This window comes from Pseudoalteromonas aurantia 208, from assembly GCF_014858725.1.
GTDB lineage: Bacteria > Pseudomonadota > Gammaproteobacteria > Enterobacterales > Alteromonadaceae > Pseudoalteromonas > Pseudoalteromonas aurantia.
In genome coordinates this window covers 233,407-251,043 of sequence record NZ_AQGV01000014.1, presented here as the reverse complement: position 1 = coordinate 251,043, position 17,637 = coordinate 233,407, and the positions used below count along the sequence as shown (strand labels likewise).

Below are 17,637 nucleotides of genomic sequence, written 5' to 3'. Positions count from 1 at the left end.
TTGTATTACGGATTTGTTTGAGGGGTGATTTGCACTTCTCAATTTTTTATTATGTAATTATTTATTTAAACTTACGGTATTTAAAGGTGCAGCATTTATGTTGAAATTAGATAAACCTATTCCTAATAGGCTTTTACTGGGACTAGTACACTCTACAATTACAGGTATTGAAAAAAAAGACTGTTTTTATGATCAACTCCACTATGTAAATAGGAAGTTTATTGAGTCGAATTCTGATGAGTTTTTGGATATTGTGATCGATGGTTTAAAGGATCTTCATCCTGGTTTAAGTCGCAGTGATATTGCTTATGTAAATGACTTTGTTGCACCAGTAAACTTAGAAAACTCAGCGGTTAGACCGGTTTCAGAGTTAAACAAAGAAAACAAGTACCAATGGCATATTGATTCAATTGATCAATGGATGGGGCCTTGTTACAACTTATGGATACCATTGTATCGTCAAAAAGCCTTAGAAAAATTAGATGAAAAGCCTTTGTTTGAAGTAATGACAGCGGAAGATGTACCGAGTTTGTACGATGAAGATTCATTTCCGAAAAGTAATTTTTTAATTGATGGCGAAACACAATCGCCAGATTACTTAAGTGTTGCCCAAGAATTTACGTCGCTGGACATACGTACTTTAAACGAAAGCTTTTTATATTATGATGCAAAAGGAAAAATCTCTACACTCTCTAAAAGTGACATGAAAACAAGTTGTGTTGTTAAACCTTCATTGGGTGATGCTTATATTTTCAGGGCCAATCAATTTCATTCGTCAGGACCATCTCAATTTGAACGAATAGGCATTGCGGTTAAAGTAATTATTACTAATCCTAAATTTGGTTTTAAAGAGCATGATAAATTCAGGTATCCACCTCCTTTTGCTGGGTGGGAAGGTTTATTTGCAGGTTGCTATGCACAATACAAGGATTTTACTTCTTTTAAAAAGTATCTTGATTTTAGCATTGTCGGTGAACAAGTTGAATTACGAAAAAATCAAGAAAAATTAGATAATATCAATATTGTATTAAGTGAAATTGCCCAAGAAATGCAGCATTTTGCGGATACAGGTGCCTACGCTCCTGAACCAGACAATGCCCAGCAAGAAGAAATGGAAATGGGCTTTTTATAGGAAGATAAATTAGAGCAACAAAGATGTGACTAAGAGAGAGCTAGCTTCTTATAAATTTATTGTTTAAATAATATTAAAGTTAAATATAGCTAGGCTTATTTTTACAGTAAATATCACTTTCCCTAAAATTAAATTGATGCTTTTACAAGTGTCGTGAGTTCTTTGTTGATAATTAGATAAACACACATGAATATTTTTTGGTTGTTCATCAACCGGAAAAACAAGGAATAACCAATGAATAATAAAGTGCTGGCGTCTCCGATCCAACGAGCGCATTGGAATCAGCTAAAGAATACGAATAAAGAACAATTAAATACTGCCGCTATTAGTGCTGTCTACCCTGGTATGCTAAATGCTCAGAGTATTGAAGCGTACTTACATCAGTTGGTCGGGTGTTTCGACATCCTCCGCACACATTATGAAACCGATGAATTAGGGGCGTTATGGCAGCACGTTGCCACCGATATGCCAATTCATTTTTCTACTGTGAATTGGCACGGTCTGAATGAAGATGAGGTCACTGAGCAAAAGAAAAAAGAGTCAAAAACACAGTCAATGAGTAGTGTGACTGTACCGTGGATACGAGTTGTCGTGGCAGAAATGGTCGATTCATGTTGGCTTCACCTTGAAGTTATGGGGTTGAACACTGATGTTTTCTCACTGAATTATTTGGCTGAATCTTTAATTGATGCAGGTAACGGCCGCCTTCAGGATGCACAAGGGCGGTTACATGACGAGGTCATTCAATATGAAGATTTGGCACCTTGGTTAGGTGATTTCCTACTAGATGAAGAATTATTAGATGCCCGTAAATTTTGGTCTCGAGATAAAAGTGAGCGAGCGTTAGAGCAAAAGCTGTCGTTACAACGTTATGTTCAGGCGACAGAAAGTGTGTATGCGTTTGCTACGATGGCGCTAGATGACCTGTATGATCCCATTGCGAGTTATGCATTTACACATCAAGTGAGCATTGCAGAAGTGATTTGTGCTAGTTTGAGACACACACTAAAAAGATACTCATCAGACGCGGCGCTATCAAGAGTATTTGATAGTCGTGCAGACTGTGATCTTGCCGATGCTATCGGACCGTTAAGTCGAGCAGTGCCTTTATTTCCTGACCTGGATGGAGTGTTTGATACCGCAATTAAACAGGAGCAAGCATTAAGTGAGCAGGGCATTGATTATGGTGAATGCTTTATTAAAAGTCATGACCATGAAATGTCAGGGTTTAGTTTCATTTTTGATAGTATTGACAGATCGTCAGCGTCGCACTGTGATGTTGAACAAATTATTAGTTTATCGGAAGCGTTAAAAATACAATTTATCTTTATTAATCAGGGAAAAAATAGCCGATTACAGTTTACATATGACACAGGTTATATGGATGAACAGGCAATGGCATATTTTGTAGCAAGCTGTAAAGCTGATTTAATAAAGCACATTGGTGAGGCGCGTACTCAGGAGCAGCATGCTTATCAAGGCCGTGGTGACACTGTTGCAGCGAGTTGTCATTCAGTATTGGATCAGTTTACCAACATTGCAGACACAACGGGTGGTTCTGTAATACAAATTGATGGCAAAAAGCATACGTTTGCTGACATTAATGACGATGCAAATCGATTGGCGAACTGTTTGATCGCCGCAGGTATAGGTCATGGTGATGTCATTGCGCTATGCCTTACTCGATCTATTGAATTTGTTATTGCGATGCTGGGCATTATGAAAACAGGGGCCGCCTATGTCCCGGTTGACATTGATCTCCCTGCACAGCGTATCAGCGCTATGATACAAGATGCACAGGCCAGCTCTCTGATTTGTCAAGGAGATGTGATGGTTGAGGGGTGTCACTCGATTAATTATGCTGAGTTGGATTTGCATGAATATGATACTACAGCGCCTGCGATTAAGATTGCACCAGATGACTTAGCTTATATTTTATTTACATCTGGTTCGACGGGTAAAGCGAAAGGGGTTAGCATTAGCCACAAAGCGCTACTTAACCATATGACTTGGATAAACGAAGAGTTCAAGTTTAATTCTCAAGATCGCTTTTTACAAAGAACGTCAGCAAGCTTTGATGCCTCTATTTGGGAGTTTTGGAGTCCGCTAATGGTTGGTGCAACCATGGTAATAGCGCCACCGGCAATTAATTATGATCAGGCATTATTTAAACAGACTTTGACTGAACAGCATATTACGCGCATGCAGATTGTGCCTTCATTACTAGACTTGTTAATAGAATCAAACTCTGAATCACAGACATATCACTTAGACACTATTTTCTGTGGGGGAGAAGCGTTAAGAACCATAACAGCACTCAATGCAAAGAATGCATTTAATTGTGATGTTGTAAATTTATATGGGCCTTCAGAGTGTTGTATTGATGCACTATTTTGGCGCTTTGATGAGCGTTTACAGACTGACTTTGTGCCAATTGGGTATCCAATTAATAACCTGAACTGCCGAGTAATAACGGAAGGTGGCCAGGTTGCAGCGGTTGGTGAGTCGGGTGAGCTGCAAATTAGTGGAGACTCGGTATTTTCTGGCTATTATGGACAAGATGAACTCACTGCTGCTGCGCTTGAGTACTGTGATTTAGCGTCTACCAAGTTCTATAAAACCGGTGACCATGTACAAATTTTATCCGATGGTAACTTAATGTATCTGGAGCGACTTGATGATCAGGTGAAACTGAATGGATTTAGGATTGAACCTGAGGAAGTATCCATGTTTGTCATAAATAATGGTTTGTCGGAACAAGCACAATGTAAGGTGGTCGGTAATAGTTTGTCTCTGTTTTACATTGGTGCCAAGGTGTCTGAGCAAGAGATCATCCTGAAATTGAAAGGAGCGTTACCTGAATATATGGTACCAACCCAATTGATCGAACTCGAGGAGTTTAGCTATTTATCAAATGGTAAGCTGGATTCGAAAGCCTTGGTGACATTGGCTTTAAATTACACAAGTGCGGATTATGTGATGCCATCAACGGATGTGGAAACTCAGTTGGTTGCTATTTGGCAAGAGCTATTGGATACGTCGATGACGATAGGGACATCTCATGACTTTTTCAGCATTGGGGGGCACTCATTGTTGGCGATGAAAGTACTTAATCGTATCCAAGAGCAATTTGAGGTCAATATTAGCGTCCGAGTGTTATTTCAAAATAAAACAATTGCCGAATTGGCAGCGTATTTAGAACCGATGATCTTACTAAATGCAACACACGATAGCGAAGTAAGTGAGATGGAGGGAGGATTATTATGAATGTTGTAGATTTATTGAAAGAGGCCAATAGTAAGGGCATTATACTTTATTTAGAAAAAGGTAAGTTAGCTTTTAAAGCGCCTCCCGGCGCGATGGATAATACGATTAAAGCACAAATAGTGGCCATGAAAAGTGACATTGTTGAATTGTTAGAAGAATACGCCACGTCGGACGCACCGCAGTTAAAAGCAAGGCCGGCACAAGTTGGAGATTCAATAATCACGTCCTATGCACAACAAAGACTTTGGTTCATAGATAGCTTGCAAGGGGGATCGGCAGAGTACAATATGCCGGTCGCTTTTGAAGTAAAAGGTCAGCTGGATCTATCGATCTTGTCGCGTGTATTTACCACCATTTTAGAACGTCATGAAGTGCTACGTACTGTGTACGTTGCTGAAGCCGGACGTGCGCATCAATATATTCGTGATATATCTGACATTGACTTTGAGATTAAAGTAGAAGACTGCACTCATTTGAGCGATGATGCGCTTACTGTCGCAGTGAACGCCATGATAAGTCATGATATGGACCAGCCATTTAATCTAAAAGAAGATTTAATGTTGCGTGTCAGCTATGTGAAAAAAGCATCTAATTCAGGCGTATTATTGTTCAATATGCATCATATTGCATCGGATGGATGGTCTACGGAAGTATTGATCAAAGAATTTCTTACCTTATATCATGTGTATAGTGAAGGACAGGAAAACCCATTACCACCACTGGATATTCAGTACGCAGATTATACTTATTGGCAAAAAGAATATTTAGAGGGGGAGGTGTTAGATAAACAGTTAAATTATTGGGAAAAGCAACTTCATGACGCGCCGATGATACACTCATTACCGTGTGATTATCCGCGACCCAAAACAAAGCAACATATCGGTGCCATTGTTACACATGAGCTTTCAAGTAACCTTGCGCAAGGTTTGTTAGAATTGGCTAAAAGTCATAATTTAACACCTTTCATGCTTGTGCATAGCGCCTTGTCATTGCTATTGGCTAGACACAGTAATAGCGCTGATATTGTGATTGGTACACCAATAGCAAATCGCCTTCAAGCTGAGTTAGAGCCGATGATCGGCTTATTTGTTAATACACTTGTGCTGCGTACTAACACGCATCATGAGACGCTCTCTCGTTTTTTTGAACATATTCGATTGGTGAACTTGGATGCTCAGTCAAATCAGGATGTACCATTTGAACAATTGGTAGAGCGCTTAAAGGTACCAAGAAGCACAGAACACAGTCCGTTATTTCAAATCATGCTCACGACGAACAGTGATTTTGGTGTTAATAGTGATAGCAATGCCCAGTGTTTTCAATTACCCAATGTCGAATTACAGGCGCATCAATCAGACCTTATTCAGTCTAAGTTCGATTTAGAGCTGAATGTGAGTATTAATGAGCAAGGTGTGAGCTTAAATTGGATCTACGATGTGAGTTTGTTCTCAGAGTCTCACATAGCTCAGTTGAACACGCATTTGTGTGAATTGTTAAATAATCTCAGCCATACGGATGTTCACGCAGAGCAAGCACCTCATGCTGTGCCAATTTTACCTCAAGAAGAAGTTCATCATCTTGTCCATAAGCTCAATAGCACTCAATTAGAGTACCCTAATGAACAGTGTATTCATGAGTTATTTGAAGAGCAAGTCGCAAAAACCCCAGAGGGCGTTGCACTGACCTTTGAGAATGAATCACTCACTTATAAACAACTCAATGAAAAAGCCAACCAAATTGCTCACTTCTTACAGATAAATCATGGTGTAAAGCCTGATACATTGGTGGGGTTATGTGTGGAGCGCTCATTGGAAATGGTGATAAGTATACTGGGTATTTTAAAAGCTGGGGGGGCTTATGTGCCACTTGATCCTACACACCCCCAGTCGCGACTCAATGATATCCTAGAGGATACAACACCGGAGGTTGTATTAACTCAGGCTCATTTGACGGATAAATTGTCTAGCGTTGAGGGTAAACTGCTCATACTGGATCAGGAGGTTGATGGTGAGTCTATCTTTACCGAGTATTCAATTGATAATATTGATAAGGCATCAATAAGCTTAACGTCTGAAAACTTGGTGTACGTAATTTACACGTCAGGGACAACTGGTAAACCAAAAGGGATTATGGTTCAGCATAAAGCCTTAATTGCGCGGAAAGTAGGTTGGGATGAGATATTCGAAATTGATAAGAAGCCGCTCACAGTGTTACAAATGGCTGGTTTGTCGGTCGATATTTTGTTGGGCGATATTGTTAAGGCGCTATGTAGTAATGGTGGCAAGCTGGTTATTTGTTCGTACCAAACGCTGATATCTCCGAGTGATCTTCATGGACTGATAGAGCATCATCAAGTGAGCTACGGTGATTTTGTGCCAAGTGTTATTAGAGTGCTGACTAGTCACTTATTGGAGAATAAAGCCCGATTAACGAGCTTTCAGCATATATCGATTGGGTGTGAAGCATGGAAAAAAGAGGATTTAGCATTACTCACGCAAGTCATTGATGAAAAAACAAACGTTTACAATTTATATGGACAAACGGAAACCGTCATCGATACGAGTTACTATAAAGCGAATTATCAGGATATGGCGCAAACTAACATGCATTCAATGCCATTGGGTACACCGTTTCCAAATACGTCACTTTATATATTAGATGATAATTTGCAGTTAGCACCGCAAGGTGTCTCTGGGACGCTGTATGTGGCAGGTGATGGGTTAGCGATGGGGTATTATAATAACACGGCACTGACGAATGAAAAGTTCGTACAAAATCAGAGCCAAGATCTCACTGGAAATGTCTTATATTGCACGGGAGATCTCGTCCGTTATTTGCCTGATGGTAATTTAGAGTTTATTGGCCGTGCAGATGACCAAGTTAAAATTCGGGGTTTTAGAATAGAGTTGGGTGAGGTGGAGTCACAGTTAATCGGATTGACTGATATTGATACTGCACTGGTGATGGCCAAAGAGTCATCAACGGGTAAACAGCTGGTAGGGTATATTAAACTAGATGGTGAATTTGAACACAGCTCTCAGTTAGATATTGTTACACGTACTAAAGCATCACTAAAAGCCAACTTGCCAGATTACATGGTGCCTGGTGCGATTATTGTGGTGGATACTTGGCCACTGACGTCAAATGGAAAAATAGATAAGAAAGCACTCCCAGATCCAGATTTGTCGCAGGATGAATATAGTGCACCCACAACGGATGTGGAACGTAATTTAGCCGATACTTGGGCGCAATTACTTAACCTAGACGCCACTACGATCAGTATCACAGCAAACTTTTTCGAGTTGGGGGGCCATTCTTTGTTAATTAGTCGATTAATCGCCTCTATTGATAGTGAATATGGTGTGAGTGTGTCTATTAAAGACGTATTTGGTAACCCGACAATTCAGCATATTGCTGAGAAGGTTATTGAGTTGCAAGCGTTAACCGAACCCGCAGTCGTACCTGTGGTGTCTGAAAGCAAGAATTCAATAGTGATATAAAAATAATGTATAGGTGCCTCTAATCGCAGGTTAAAAAGTACTGTCTTTAACCGTATTGCTTTGATTGAGCAATACGGTTTTAGGCTACCAAAGAAAAAACCAACGAGGCCTTGCGGTTGTTGGTAGATGTGTAGCATGCGCTATTTGATTTCAGGCACAGACAACTTTTAACGGGACATGTATTTGTCTTAGGAGGGAAATATGGAATTGAGAAAAGAGTGTAGCTCTATAATTAATATGAGCGACAGTGACACGTTAAGCACCAGTGTCGTTTTGGTTTTATCAGAGCTTGAAAAAAAGAAAATAGAAAAGATTATTGGTGAACATCAGTCTGTTGAATCAGACGATGGTGCAGAGATTATGTATAGCTATTTAGAGACATGGACTAAATTTCCAGAGAGAATTAAAAAGAAATTACTGGAGTTTAAGTTCAAAGGGAATACGAATAGCTATTTGCTGTTAAAAAACTTGCCGCTACAAGCAGGTCTATGTCCTACCCCACCTAAAAAACATGATGTCATTAGCCGAGAACGTGATTTTGCTGCGCTATTACAATCGGTTATATCGGTCTCTCTAGGCTACTTGTATAACTTTAAAGATAAAATAACCAGTGGTTTAGTGGATGATGTTTTTCCTATAAAACAAGATTCTAATAAACAAGTTGGGACGAATAGTGTGTTTCTTGAATGGCATGTAGAAGATGGTTTTCATGAGATGAAAGCAGACTATGTGTCGTTGCTTTGTTTAAGAGAAGATCACAAGGTACAGACGTACTTGATGCCCGCACGTCATCTTAATTTATCTGATAGTGACGAGCGGCAACTGAGCAAATTTGACTATTTAATTTGGGAAGATTTGACGTTTATTAATGATGGCGAATTGCAAAGCAGTAAAGTTCAAGTGTTGGATGGCACCTCCGATCCTGAGATAATTTACGATCCAGCCTACATGGAGGCATGTAGCAATGAGTCTAAAGATGCAATGGCTGCTGTCAAAGAGTCGATTGTTAAAAATTGCATCTCGTTATCTTTGGCTGAGGGAGACTTACTCATTTTTGATAATCGCAGAGTTGTACATTCCCGTAATGCTTATGAGCCGAAATTTAATGGTGAAGATCGATGGCTTTTACGAACTTTAATTGTTGAGAGCTGGTGGAAAGCGAAAAATAAAAAAGTAAGCTCAACATTATTTGTAAATTAAGTCTTATTTAACCTCAGGTTTGGATAAGGGTTTTGGAATAGGAAATGTTTTGAAAACAAACTTACGTACAATCCAATGATGATATTTTGTTCAATATCAAGGCGCTTTTATGCGGTAATAGCAGGCTATTACAAATGAAAGTAACGCCGAGAGTGAGAAAAATAGCTTTATTGGGCAAATTCGCTTATCCAGAGCTGAGGTTATTTAGCATGAGTAAAGTGAGCGGTGAACTGGGCGGTTTACAGTGTTGTGTTACCTGCTATTTAAGCAATTAATCATGGCAGTGGCACGTATGTCATAGTTTGCTTTACACAAAAGGTTACCTGCTATGGTAGTACATTACACAGGTAACCCAGATTAAAAATAGGGTTATTTTAGAGGTTAAGGATAATGAACTCCACCTAATTTAGTATAGATCTTGCGTAGAATTATAAGTGTGATTCATAGAGCTCGTTTTAATCTGGCGATCTCTAAATTGTGTTTGTAATTGGGATCTCAACCCCTTTCATTTTTAACATTATAGCGGTCTAAAATTTCATCTGAGAAAGGAGTTTTATTAGAGACCATGAAATACTTTTCCATTGGTATTTTGCCTTTGAGAGCGTTATGTGGTGAGTATTTCAGTGTTTGGGGAGTTATAGTTGCAAGTTCCAATTAATGGATAGTTTCGAATCTATTCACTACCCACATTATAAAGATGCTGAGATGAGCATATAGATAAAAAGCATAATTTACATGCAACTAAGTTGATGAAAAATCACGGTTGGCAAGAGGTAATCCGGTTAGCGTAACGTGAATTATTGGAGCAGGCCATAATTAAAAATCGCCTGCTTACGCTATAAATGAACCCATGTCTTGGTAATATCACCCCACATCTGCTTCAAAAGGGTATTGCTTTTTAAATTAAATTAGCGGTAAACTAAGAAGTACTCGCTTTAATATCAATATTGTTTCCTACGCAATTGTGTAGAATCTTAGTCCAATGGATGACTTTTGCTATTGGTTTATCGGGTAAACACTATTGGTGCGAAGAGCAGATAAAAAAACATGCTAACTCATCCTATATCTTGAGGTTGTACGTAAGAAGGGTATGTCTAATAGGATTGTTATCAAAAATTGATGATATTTTGAGAAGCAAAAAAGCGATGTTTATTGTCGTCCAGGGCGTTAAATATAAATATCGGTGATTTATAATTTATTCAATTATGACTAAAGCGACCGTAAGAGTGCCATAAGGTGAGTCATAAGTTGATGCAATTAGATATCAGTTAAATGCTAGGTTCCTATAAAGTAGTTGTTGTTTATTGAATAGAATAAGAACATACAAGAATCGAAACTAGGCAACGGTTGTGCGTATTTTGGCATTATTGCTTTTGTGAAGCTTTGTTTAGTCGATGTTATTACAACAATTCACATTAATTTATGGGTATGAGGAATTGAAGAGGATAAATGAGCAAGTTAAGCTTTCGCCGAGAAGACTTAAAAGCATGCTGATTATTTTTTAGTTATTGGAATTTACGTGGCTGCTGCGACATATCGCAACGGATAGGATGAGCGTCACAACACATTATTATAGATGTAATATCACGATTAAGTTTTGTTCGCAGTGTGGGTAACCGTCATTAAGAATAGGGCTATTTTAAATATTAAGGGTAGAGTTTCAGTGGAAAATATTAAAGACTTGATAGCGGAGTGTTCAGAGGCGCTATTCTCATTTGAAGTAGTTGATAATGATCAGTTAAAGGTAGGCTTTGACAGTGAGCAGCCAGACCCCGCACTGATCCAACGGATAAAGCAGCACAAAGAACAGATTGTTTATTATATAAATACCAACGGATATAAAAAGATAATTAAGCACCCCACTCACGAAGTGAATATCCCGTTATCGTATTCACAGCAGCGACTATGGTTCATTGATAACCTTCAAGAGGGCACGACAGAATATAATATGCCCATCGCTTTTGAGGTGTCGGGAGAGTTGGATCTCCCCTTATTAACCCGAGTATTTAGCACCATCATTGAACGTCATGAAGTACTGCGCACTGTATATCGGGAAGTGCAAGGAGAGACATATCAGGTCGTTCGTGCGATGTCTGAGGTTGATTTCAATATTACACAGATAGATTTAACCCATCTCACAGGTGAGACGTTAACGTCAGAAGTTGCAGAACAAGCGACCCGATTGACCCGTCAGGTATTTAACTTAAAACAAGACGTGATGCTTCGTGTCGGGTATATCAAACAGACCTCAGAGTCAGGTGTGCTACTGCTGAATATGCACCACATCGCTTCTGATGGTTGGTCAATGGAAGTACTTCTAAAAGAGTTTTTTACCCTCTACCATGCTTATAGCGAGGGCCTAGAAAGTGGATTGGCCCCGTTAGATATTCAATATAGTGATTATGCACAGTGGCAAAGAACCTATTTAGAAGGGGGAGTACTTGAAAAGCAGCTCAATTATTGGGTGCAACAATTAGCGGATGTACCCGCAGAGCATACTCTGCCTTTAGATAAAGCCCGTTCAAATGAAAAAGAGCGTAAAGTAGCGATTGTGCAAGGGCAGTTATCAGCGCATATTGCAACTCAATTACAAGCGGTAGCAAATGCGCATCAATTGACCCCTTTTATGTTATTACATGGTGCGCTTTCATTATTGTTGGCTCGGCACAGTAATAGCGCTGATATTGTTATTGGTACCCCAGTTGCAAACCGGTTGCAGTCAGAGACAAACCCTTTGATTGGGTTTTTTGCCAATACATTGGTGCTCAGAGCAAATACCAATCATGATACGCTGAGCGCATATTTTTCGCATATCAGGCAAGTACACTTAGATGCGCAATCAAATCAGGATGTGCCTTTTGAGAAGCTAGTAGAACGTTTAAAAATCCCCCGTAGTTCATTGCACGGCCCTTTATTCCAGATAGTCATGACCACCAATAGCGATTATGGTATTCACGATGACAGCAGCACAAAGTCATTTCAATTGCCTCATGTCGAGTTACAAACCTACCAGAGTGACTTTATTCGCGCTAAATATGATTTAGACATTGATATGAGTCTCAGTGATATGGGGCTGGGCTTAACATGGGAATATGATACCAGTTTGTTTACGCATGCCCATATTACCCAGCTAAATCAGCATTTATGTACACTGTTATCTGCATTAAGCACATTGCAAGCACAGCCTGAGTATGCCATTCATTCGTTACCCATGTTGGCGCAAGAGGAAGTTTACCATTTGACTCATACATTAAATGAGACATCAGTGGCGTACGATAAAACAGCCTGTATTCATACCTTATTTGAGCAGCAAGCCCAGCAGCAACCAGATAAGGTTGCGGTGGTCTTTGCAGATAAAATGCTGACGTATAAGCAGTTGAACGAGCAATCAAATAAAGTGGCGCATTACCTACGGGAACATCATGCTATTCGGCCAGACAGTTTGGTAGGCTTGTGTGTGGAACGCTCGCTGGAAATGGTGATAGGAATTTTAGGTATTTTGAAGGCCGGCGGCGCATATGTGCCATTAGACCCAAGTTACCCACAGGCGCGTTTGAACTATATGCTAGAGGATGCTGAATTATCTGTGGTATTAACCCAAGGCGATACCACGCAGCAACTAGGGGACTTTACTGGTGAGCTTATTGCATTAGATGATAAAGCGCTCTTTGAGCCTGTATCGGCGGACAATGACGAGAACTCAGAGGTGTTATCACGGAATTTGGCTTACGTAATTTATACATCAGGTTCAACAGGGCAGCCTAAAGGTGTGATGGTAGAGCACCAAGCATTGTTTAATCGGATCCACTGGATGCACAATAAGTATGGGATGACTGCGGAGGATAAAGTGCTGCAAAAAACCCCTTACAGCTTTGATGTGTCGGTGTGGGAGTTTGTGTGGACATTGGCATATGGTGGGCAGCTTGTGGTGGCTAAACCCGATGGCCATAAAGACCCAGAGTATTTGTGTGAGTTGATCCAATCTCAAGGGATCACAAAAATGCACTTCGTGCCTTCGATGTTAGGGGTTATTTTAGAGCATAGCGGGTTTAAAAATAGTGGCAGTGTGAAACAAGTTTTTTGTAGTGGTGAAGCGCTACAACAGGGTCATGTAAAGGCATTTAGAGACAACTTACCGACGGCAGAGTTACATAATTTATATGGTCCGACGGAAGCGGCGATAGATGTGAGTTATTGGGATTGTGCGGGTGACATTAGTCGGGGTGTTCCGATAGGAAAAGCCATAGATAATATTCAGTTGATGGTGTTAGATCCGCATTTAAATGTGGTGCCACAGGGTGCGATAGGAGAGCTGCATATCGGGGGAGATGGATTGGCGCGAGGTTATTTGAACCAAGCCGCGCTAACGCAAGCACGGTTTATCGATAATCCCTATTTAGATGCGGGTTTGCCACATAGTTCACCGCGATTGTATAAAACAGGTGACTTAGCACGCGTTAGAGAAGATGGTGAAATAGAATATCAAGGTCGAATCGACCATCAAGTGAAGATCCGTGGGCTACGTATAGAGTTAGGAGAAATAGAGCATCAGTTAGGGAATGCGCCTTTGGTTGATTCTGCGTTGGTGATGGCCAAGGAGGTGGCGGGATCAATGCAGTTGATAGGCTATGTCAAACCAACAGATACGTTACTAGAAGATGATAAGAGTACCTTTGTAGCAGATATAAAAGCGTCACTGGGTCGTGCTTTACCAGAGCATATGGTGCCGAGTCTATTTGTGGTTGTAAGTGAATGGCCACTTACATCGAATGGTAAAGTAGATAGGAAGGCTTTACCAGCGATCGAGAGTCAGAGTTTAGAAACAGAGTATGTTGCCCCACAAACAGAGACGGAATTAGGGCTGGTTGAGATTTGGTCTGAACTGTTAGGAATAGAAGCGACAGGTATTAGCACCACGGCAAACTTTTATGCGTTGGGGGGCCACTCATTATTGAGTATTCGTTTGATGGCAAAAATACGTCAGCGCTTTGCAGTTGAATTACCGGTACAAGTAATTTTTGATACCCCAAATTTGGCCGCACTGGCACTGACATTGGCTGACTATCACTGCGACGCGATGGTCAGTACACCTTTACGTGCTATACCGCGCACCTCAGATATCCAACCGGTGTCTTTTGCGCAACAGCGTTTATGGTTCATTGATAGCTTGCAAGGCGGCTCCGCTGAGTACAATATGCCGATGGCTTTTGAAGTGCAGGGCGCGCTCGATATCGCGGTGGTTAATCGTGCTTTTAGTGACATCATTGCGCGTCATGAAGTTTTGCGAACGCGCTACATTGAAGTGGCGGGGGTAGCGAAGCAACAGATCTGCGCGATGTCAGCGGTGCACTTTGAGGTGGCAGTCGAAGACCTATCTCATCTCACTGGTGAGATGCAAGCACACGCGGTTAAAGCATTGGTTGACCGTGAGTTTACGCAGGCGTTTAATCTGGCAGAAGATGTAATGCTGCGTGTCAGCTATATCAAAACGGCTGACAGTGCAGGCGTGTTGCTATTTAATATGCACCATATTGCCTCAGATGGCTGGTCGATGGATGTATTGGCCAAAGAGTTCTTTGCGTTATATGACGCGTATAGCCAAGGAAAAGTAAGCCCATTACCAGAGCTGGAAATCCAATATGCAGATTATGCACATTGGCAACACACGCATTTAGAGGGAGAGGTACTGGATAATCAATTAGATTATTGGACGAAACAGCTAGATGAGTTACCGGGTGTGCATAGTTTACCACTGTGTTACCCAAGACCAGACATAAAGGCGTATGAGGGCGCGTTATTATCGGGCTCATTGCCAAGTACTGTGGGGGAGAAATTACAAGCCGTGGCGAAGCAATATCAATTAACGCCATTTATGTTATTACATGGTGCGTTATCTTTGCTGCTAGCAAGACACAGTAATAGCGCAGACATTGTGATAGGAACGCCAGTAGCCAATAGAATGCAGGCAGAGCTGACGCCGTTGATAGGGTTTTTTGTGAACACATTAGTGCTCAGAGCGAACACGGGGTACCACACGGTCGGGGAATACTTTAAGCATATCAGAGCGGTACATTTAGAGGCGCAATCGCATCAAGACGTGCCATTTGAGCAGTTAGTAGATAGATTGAAGGTACCGCGAAGTAAGGCACATAGCCCGTTATTCCAAATCATGATGACAACGAATACAGACTATGGTTTGCATCATGAAGGTGAGTCAGTCGCCCTACCAGGGGTGCAGATGAGCGCGTATGAGAGTGATGCGGTACAGGCCAAGTTTGACCTTGATGTTGAGCTGACCTTGAGCGATGCGGGGGTGGGTATTAACTGGACATATGATATTGGCTTATTCAGTGAAGCAGCGATAGCGCGGTTAAACGCACACTTGTGTCGTTTATTAACGAGTTTGAGTGAAGTCACAGAAGAGACGGTGGCGTTGCCTAGTTTGGCGATGTTGTCGGAGTCAGAGACAGCGCATTTAGTGACAGGGCTTAATAATACGGAGATTGCATACGATAAAGCGGCATGCATTCATACCTTATTTGAACAACAAGCACAGCAGCAGCCGGATAAGGTTGCGGTGGTCTTTGCCGATAAAACACTGACGTACAAGCAGTTGAATGAGCAGTCGAACCAATTGGCGCATTACCTGCGAGAGCATCATGCTATTCGACCAGACAGTTTAGTGGGCTTGTGTGTGGAACGCTCGTTGGAGATGGTGGTCGGGATTTTAGGCATTTTGAAGGCGGGTGGGGCGTATGTCCCACTGGACCCACATTACCCGCAAGAGCGTTTAAGTTATATGTTGGCGGATGCGCAGTTAAGCTTGGTATTACATCAGGGGGCAGGGGCTGCGGCCTTGAGCGAATTTACGGGTGCGTTGGTGTCTTTAGAAGCAGCGCAGTATGGTCATTACAGTACCGATAATTTAGATAAGGGGGCATTGGGGTTATCGTCCAGTAATTTGGCGTATGTGATTTATACGTCGGGTTCGACAGGTAAGCCCAAAGGGGTGATGATCGAGCATCGTGCTTTAGCTAACTACCAAGAGCATATTCGTGAAACTTATAATGTCGATGATAATGATGCTGTGTTGCAGTTTTCAAATATTTGCTTTGATATCTTTGTTGAAGAGTTCTTCGGTACATTGTGTCAGGGAGCCCGATTAGTTATCAGTAATGACGAGTGCAGACAAGGATTACAGGAATTTATCAATTTTTGCACGCAGAATACAGTCTCTGTAGTCAGTTTACCCACGGCATTTTGGGCGCAATTATTGGTTGATAAAGGGGTCTTTACAAACACATCGATAAGGTTAGTCATTGTTGGGGGTGAGGCATTAACACCATCCACAGTATCTCACCATTATCAAAAGCTGGGTCGTCATGTTCAACTCATGAATACATATGGCCCAACAGAGGCAACGATTACAGCGTCAACGTATTGTACATCTGAAGCAGATGCAAAATGTAGCACGGTCTCTATCGGACAGCCAAACATTAACAATCAGTTACTTATACTTGATTTGAATACTGAACTTGTCCCTTTTGGTGCTGTTGGGGAATTATATATTGGAGGGGATGGGTTGGCTCGAGGTTATTTAAACCGCGCAGCACTTACAACAGAGCAGTTTATTGAAAACCCCTATTTTAATGCTAATGATCCACATAGTTCACAACGAATATATCGTACGGGAGATTTGGTAAGGTATTTAGCCGACGGTACGCTAGAGTTCATTGGCCGTGCGGATGATCAAGTCAAAATTCGTGGATTTAGGGTTGAACTTGGTGAAGTCGAAGCACAATTAGTGCAGCAGCAACGAGTTGAGTCAGCCTTAGTGATGACGAAAATGGTGGCCGGTGGTAAACAATTAGTCGCTTATATTCAGCCATCGGAGCGACTTGAAACACAAGAACACATGTTATTTATGAAGCAAGTAAAGAGCACTTTAACTGAGCAATTACCAGAATATATGGTACCCAGTGCTTTTGTGGTAGTGCATGAATGGCCGTTGACGCCAAATGGTAAAGTCGATAAACGGGCATTGCCAGTGGCAGAGAGTGTATTGCTCCATGATTACGTTGCACCAACAACGGATACAGAGCGGTTAATTATCGATTTGATATCTAAATTGCTTTATATCGATGCTGAGCATATAAGTGTCAATGCAAACTTCTTTGATTTAGGTGGCCACTCTCTATTAGTGGTGCGCTTTCTTGCTCAATTGAAGGAGGTTGGTTATACGCACATTGAGTTAAAAGACCTTTATGATATAGCAAGTATTTCAGATTTGTGTAACTTGTGCGAGCACCAAAAAGCTGAAGAACTCTTACAGCAGGCCTTATTGGAATCAGAAGATGCCACTGAATATGAGTTTTAATGATATGGACTCATGAGATAAGTTAAGTAATGCACTGAGCTTTTGCGACAGTGCATTACTTATTATGCCTCGACTTAAGAAACATAACGAAGAATAAACTTTATAAAAATCTCTCGAAAAGTAATTTGGTGATCGTATTAGTGAACCAATAAATTTTAAGC

The 17,637-nt window shown here is 41.1% G+C and carries 5 protein-coding genes; all 5 read left to right on the top strand.

Annotated elements, in window-relative coordinates; genetic code table 11:
• Window positions 1-97: 97 nt before the first annotated feature.
• Entirely contained in the window at window positions 98-1,132 is a 1,035-nt protein-coding gene (locus PAUR_RS18135) for a hypothetical protein (protein ID WP_192509137.1), read from the top strand.
• 234 nt (window positions 1,133-1,366) lie between these two features.
• A complete protein-coding gene (locus PAUR_RS18130) occupies window positions 1,367-4,399 on the top strand; it encodes an amino acid adenylation domain-containing protein (protein WP_192509136.1) in 3,033 nt (1,010 codons plus the stop codon).
• Window positions 4,396-7,899, top strand: a complete 3,504-nt coding sequence (locus PAUR_RS18125) for a non-ribosomal peptide synthetase (protein ID WP_192509135.1) — start codon at window positions 4,396-4,398, stop codon at window positions 7,897-7,899. Before PAUR_RS18130 ends, PAUR_RS18125 begins: the two co-directional genes overlap by 4 nt.
• A 201-nt stretch (window positions 7,900-8,100) precedes the next feature.
• Window positions 8,101-9,099, top strand: a complete 999-nt coding sequence (locus PAUR_RS18120; protein WP_192509134.1) for a TauD/TfdA family dioxygenase — start codon at window positions 8,101-8,103, stop codon at window positions 9,097-9,099.
• Window positions 9,100-10,762: 1,663 nt separating this feature from the next.
• On the top strand, window positions 10,763-17,476 hold the full coding sequence (locus PAUR_RS18115) for a non-ribosomal peptide synthetase (RefSeq protein ID WP_192509133.1): 6,714 nt from the start codon (window positions 10,763-10,765) through the stop codon (window positions 17,474-17,476).
• Window positions 17,477-17,637: the final 161 nt, after the last annotated feature.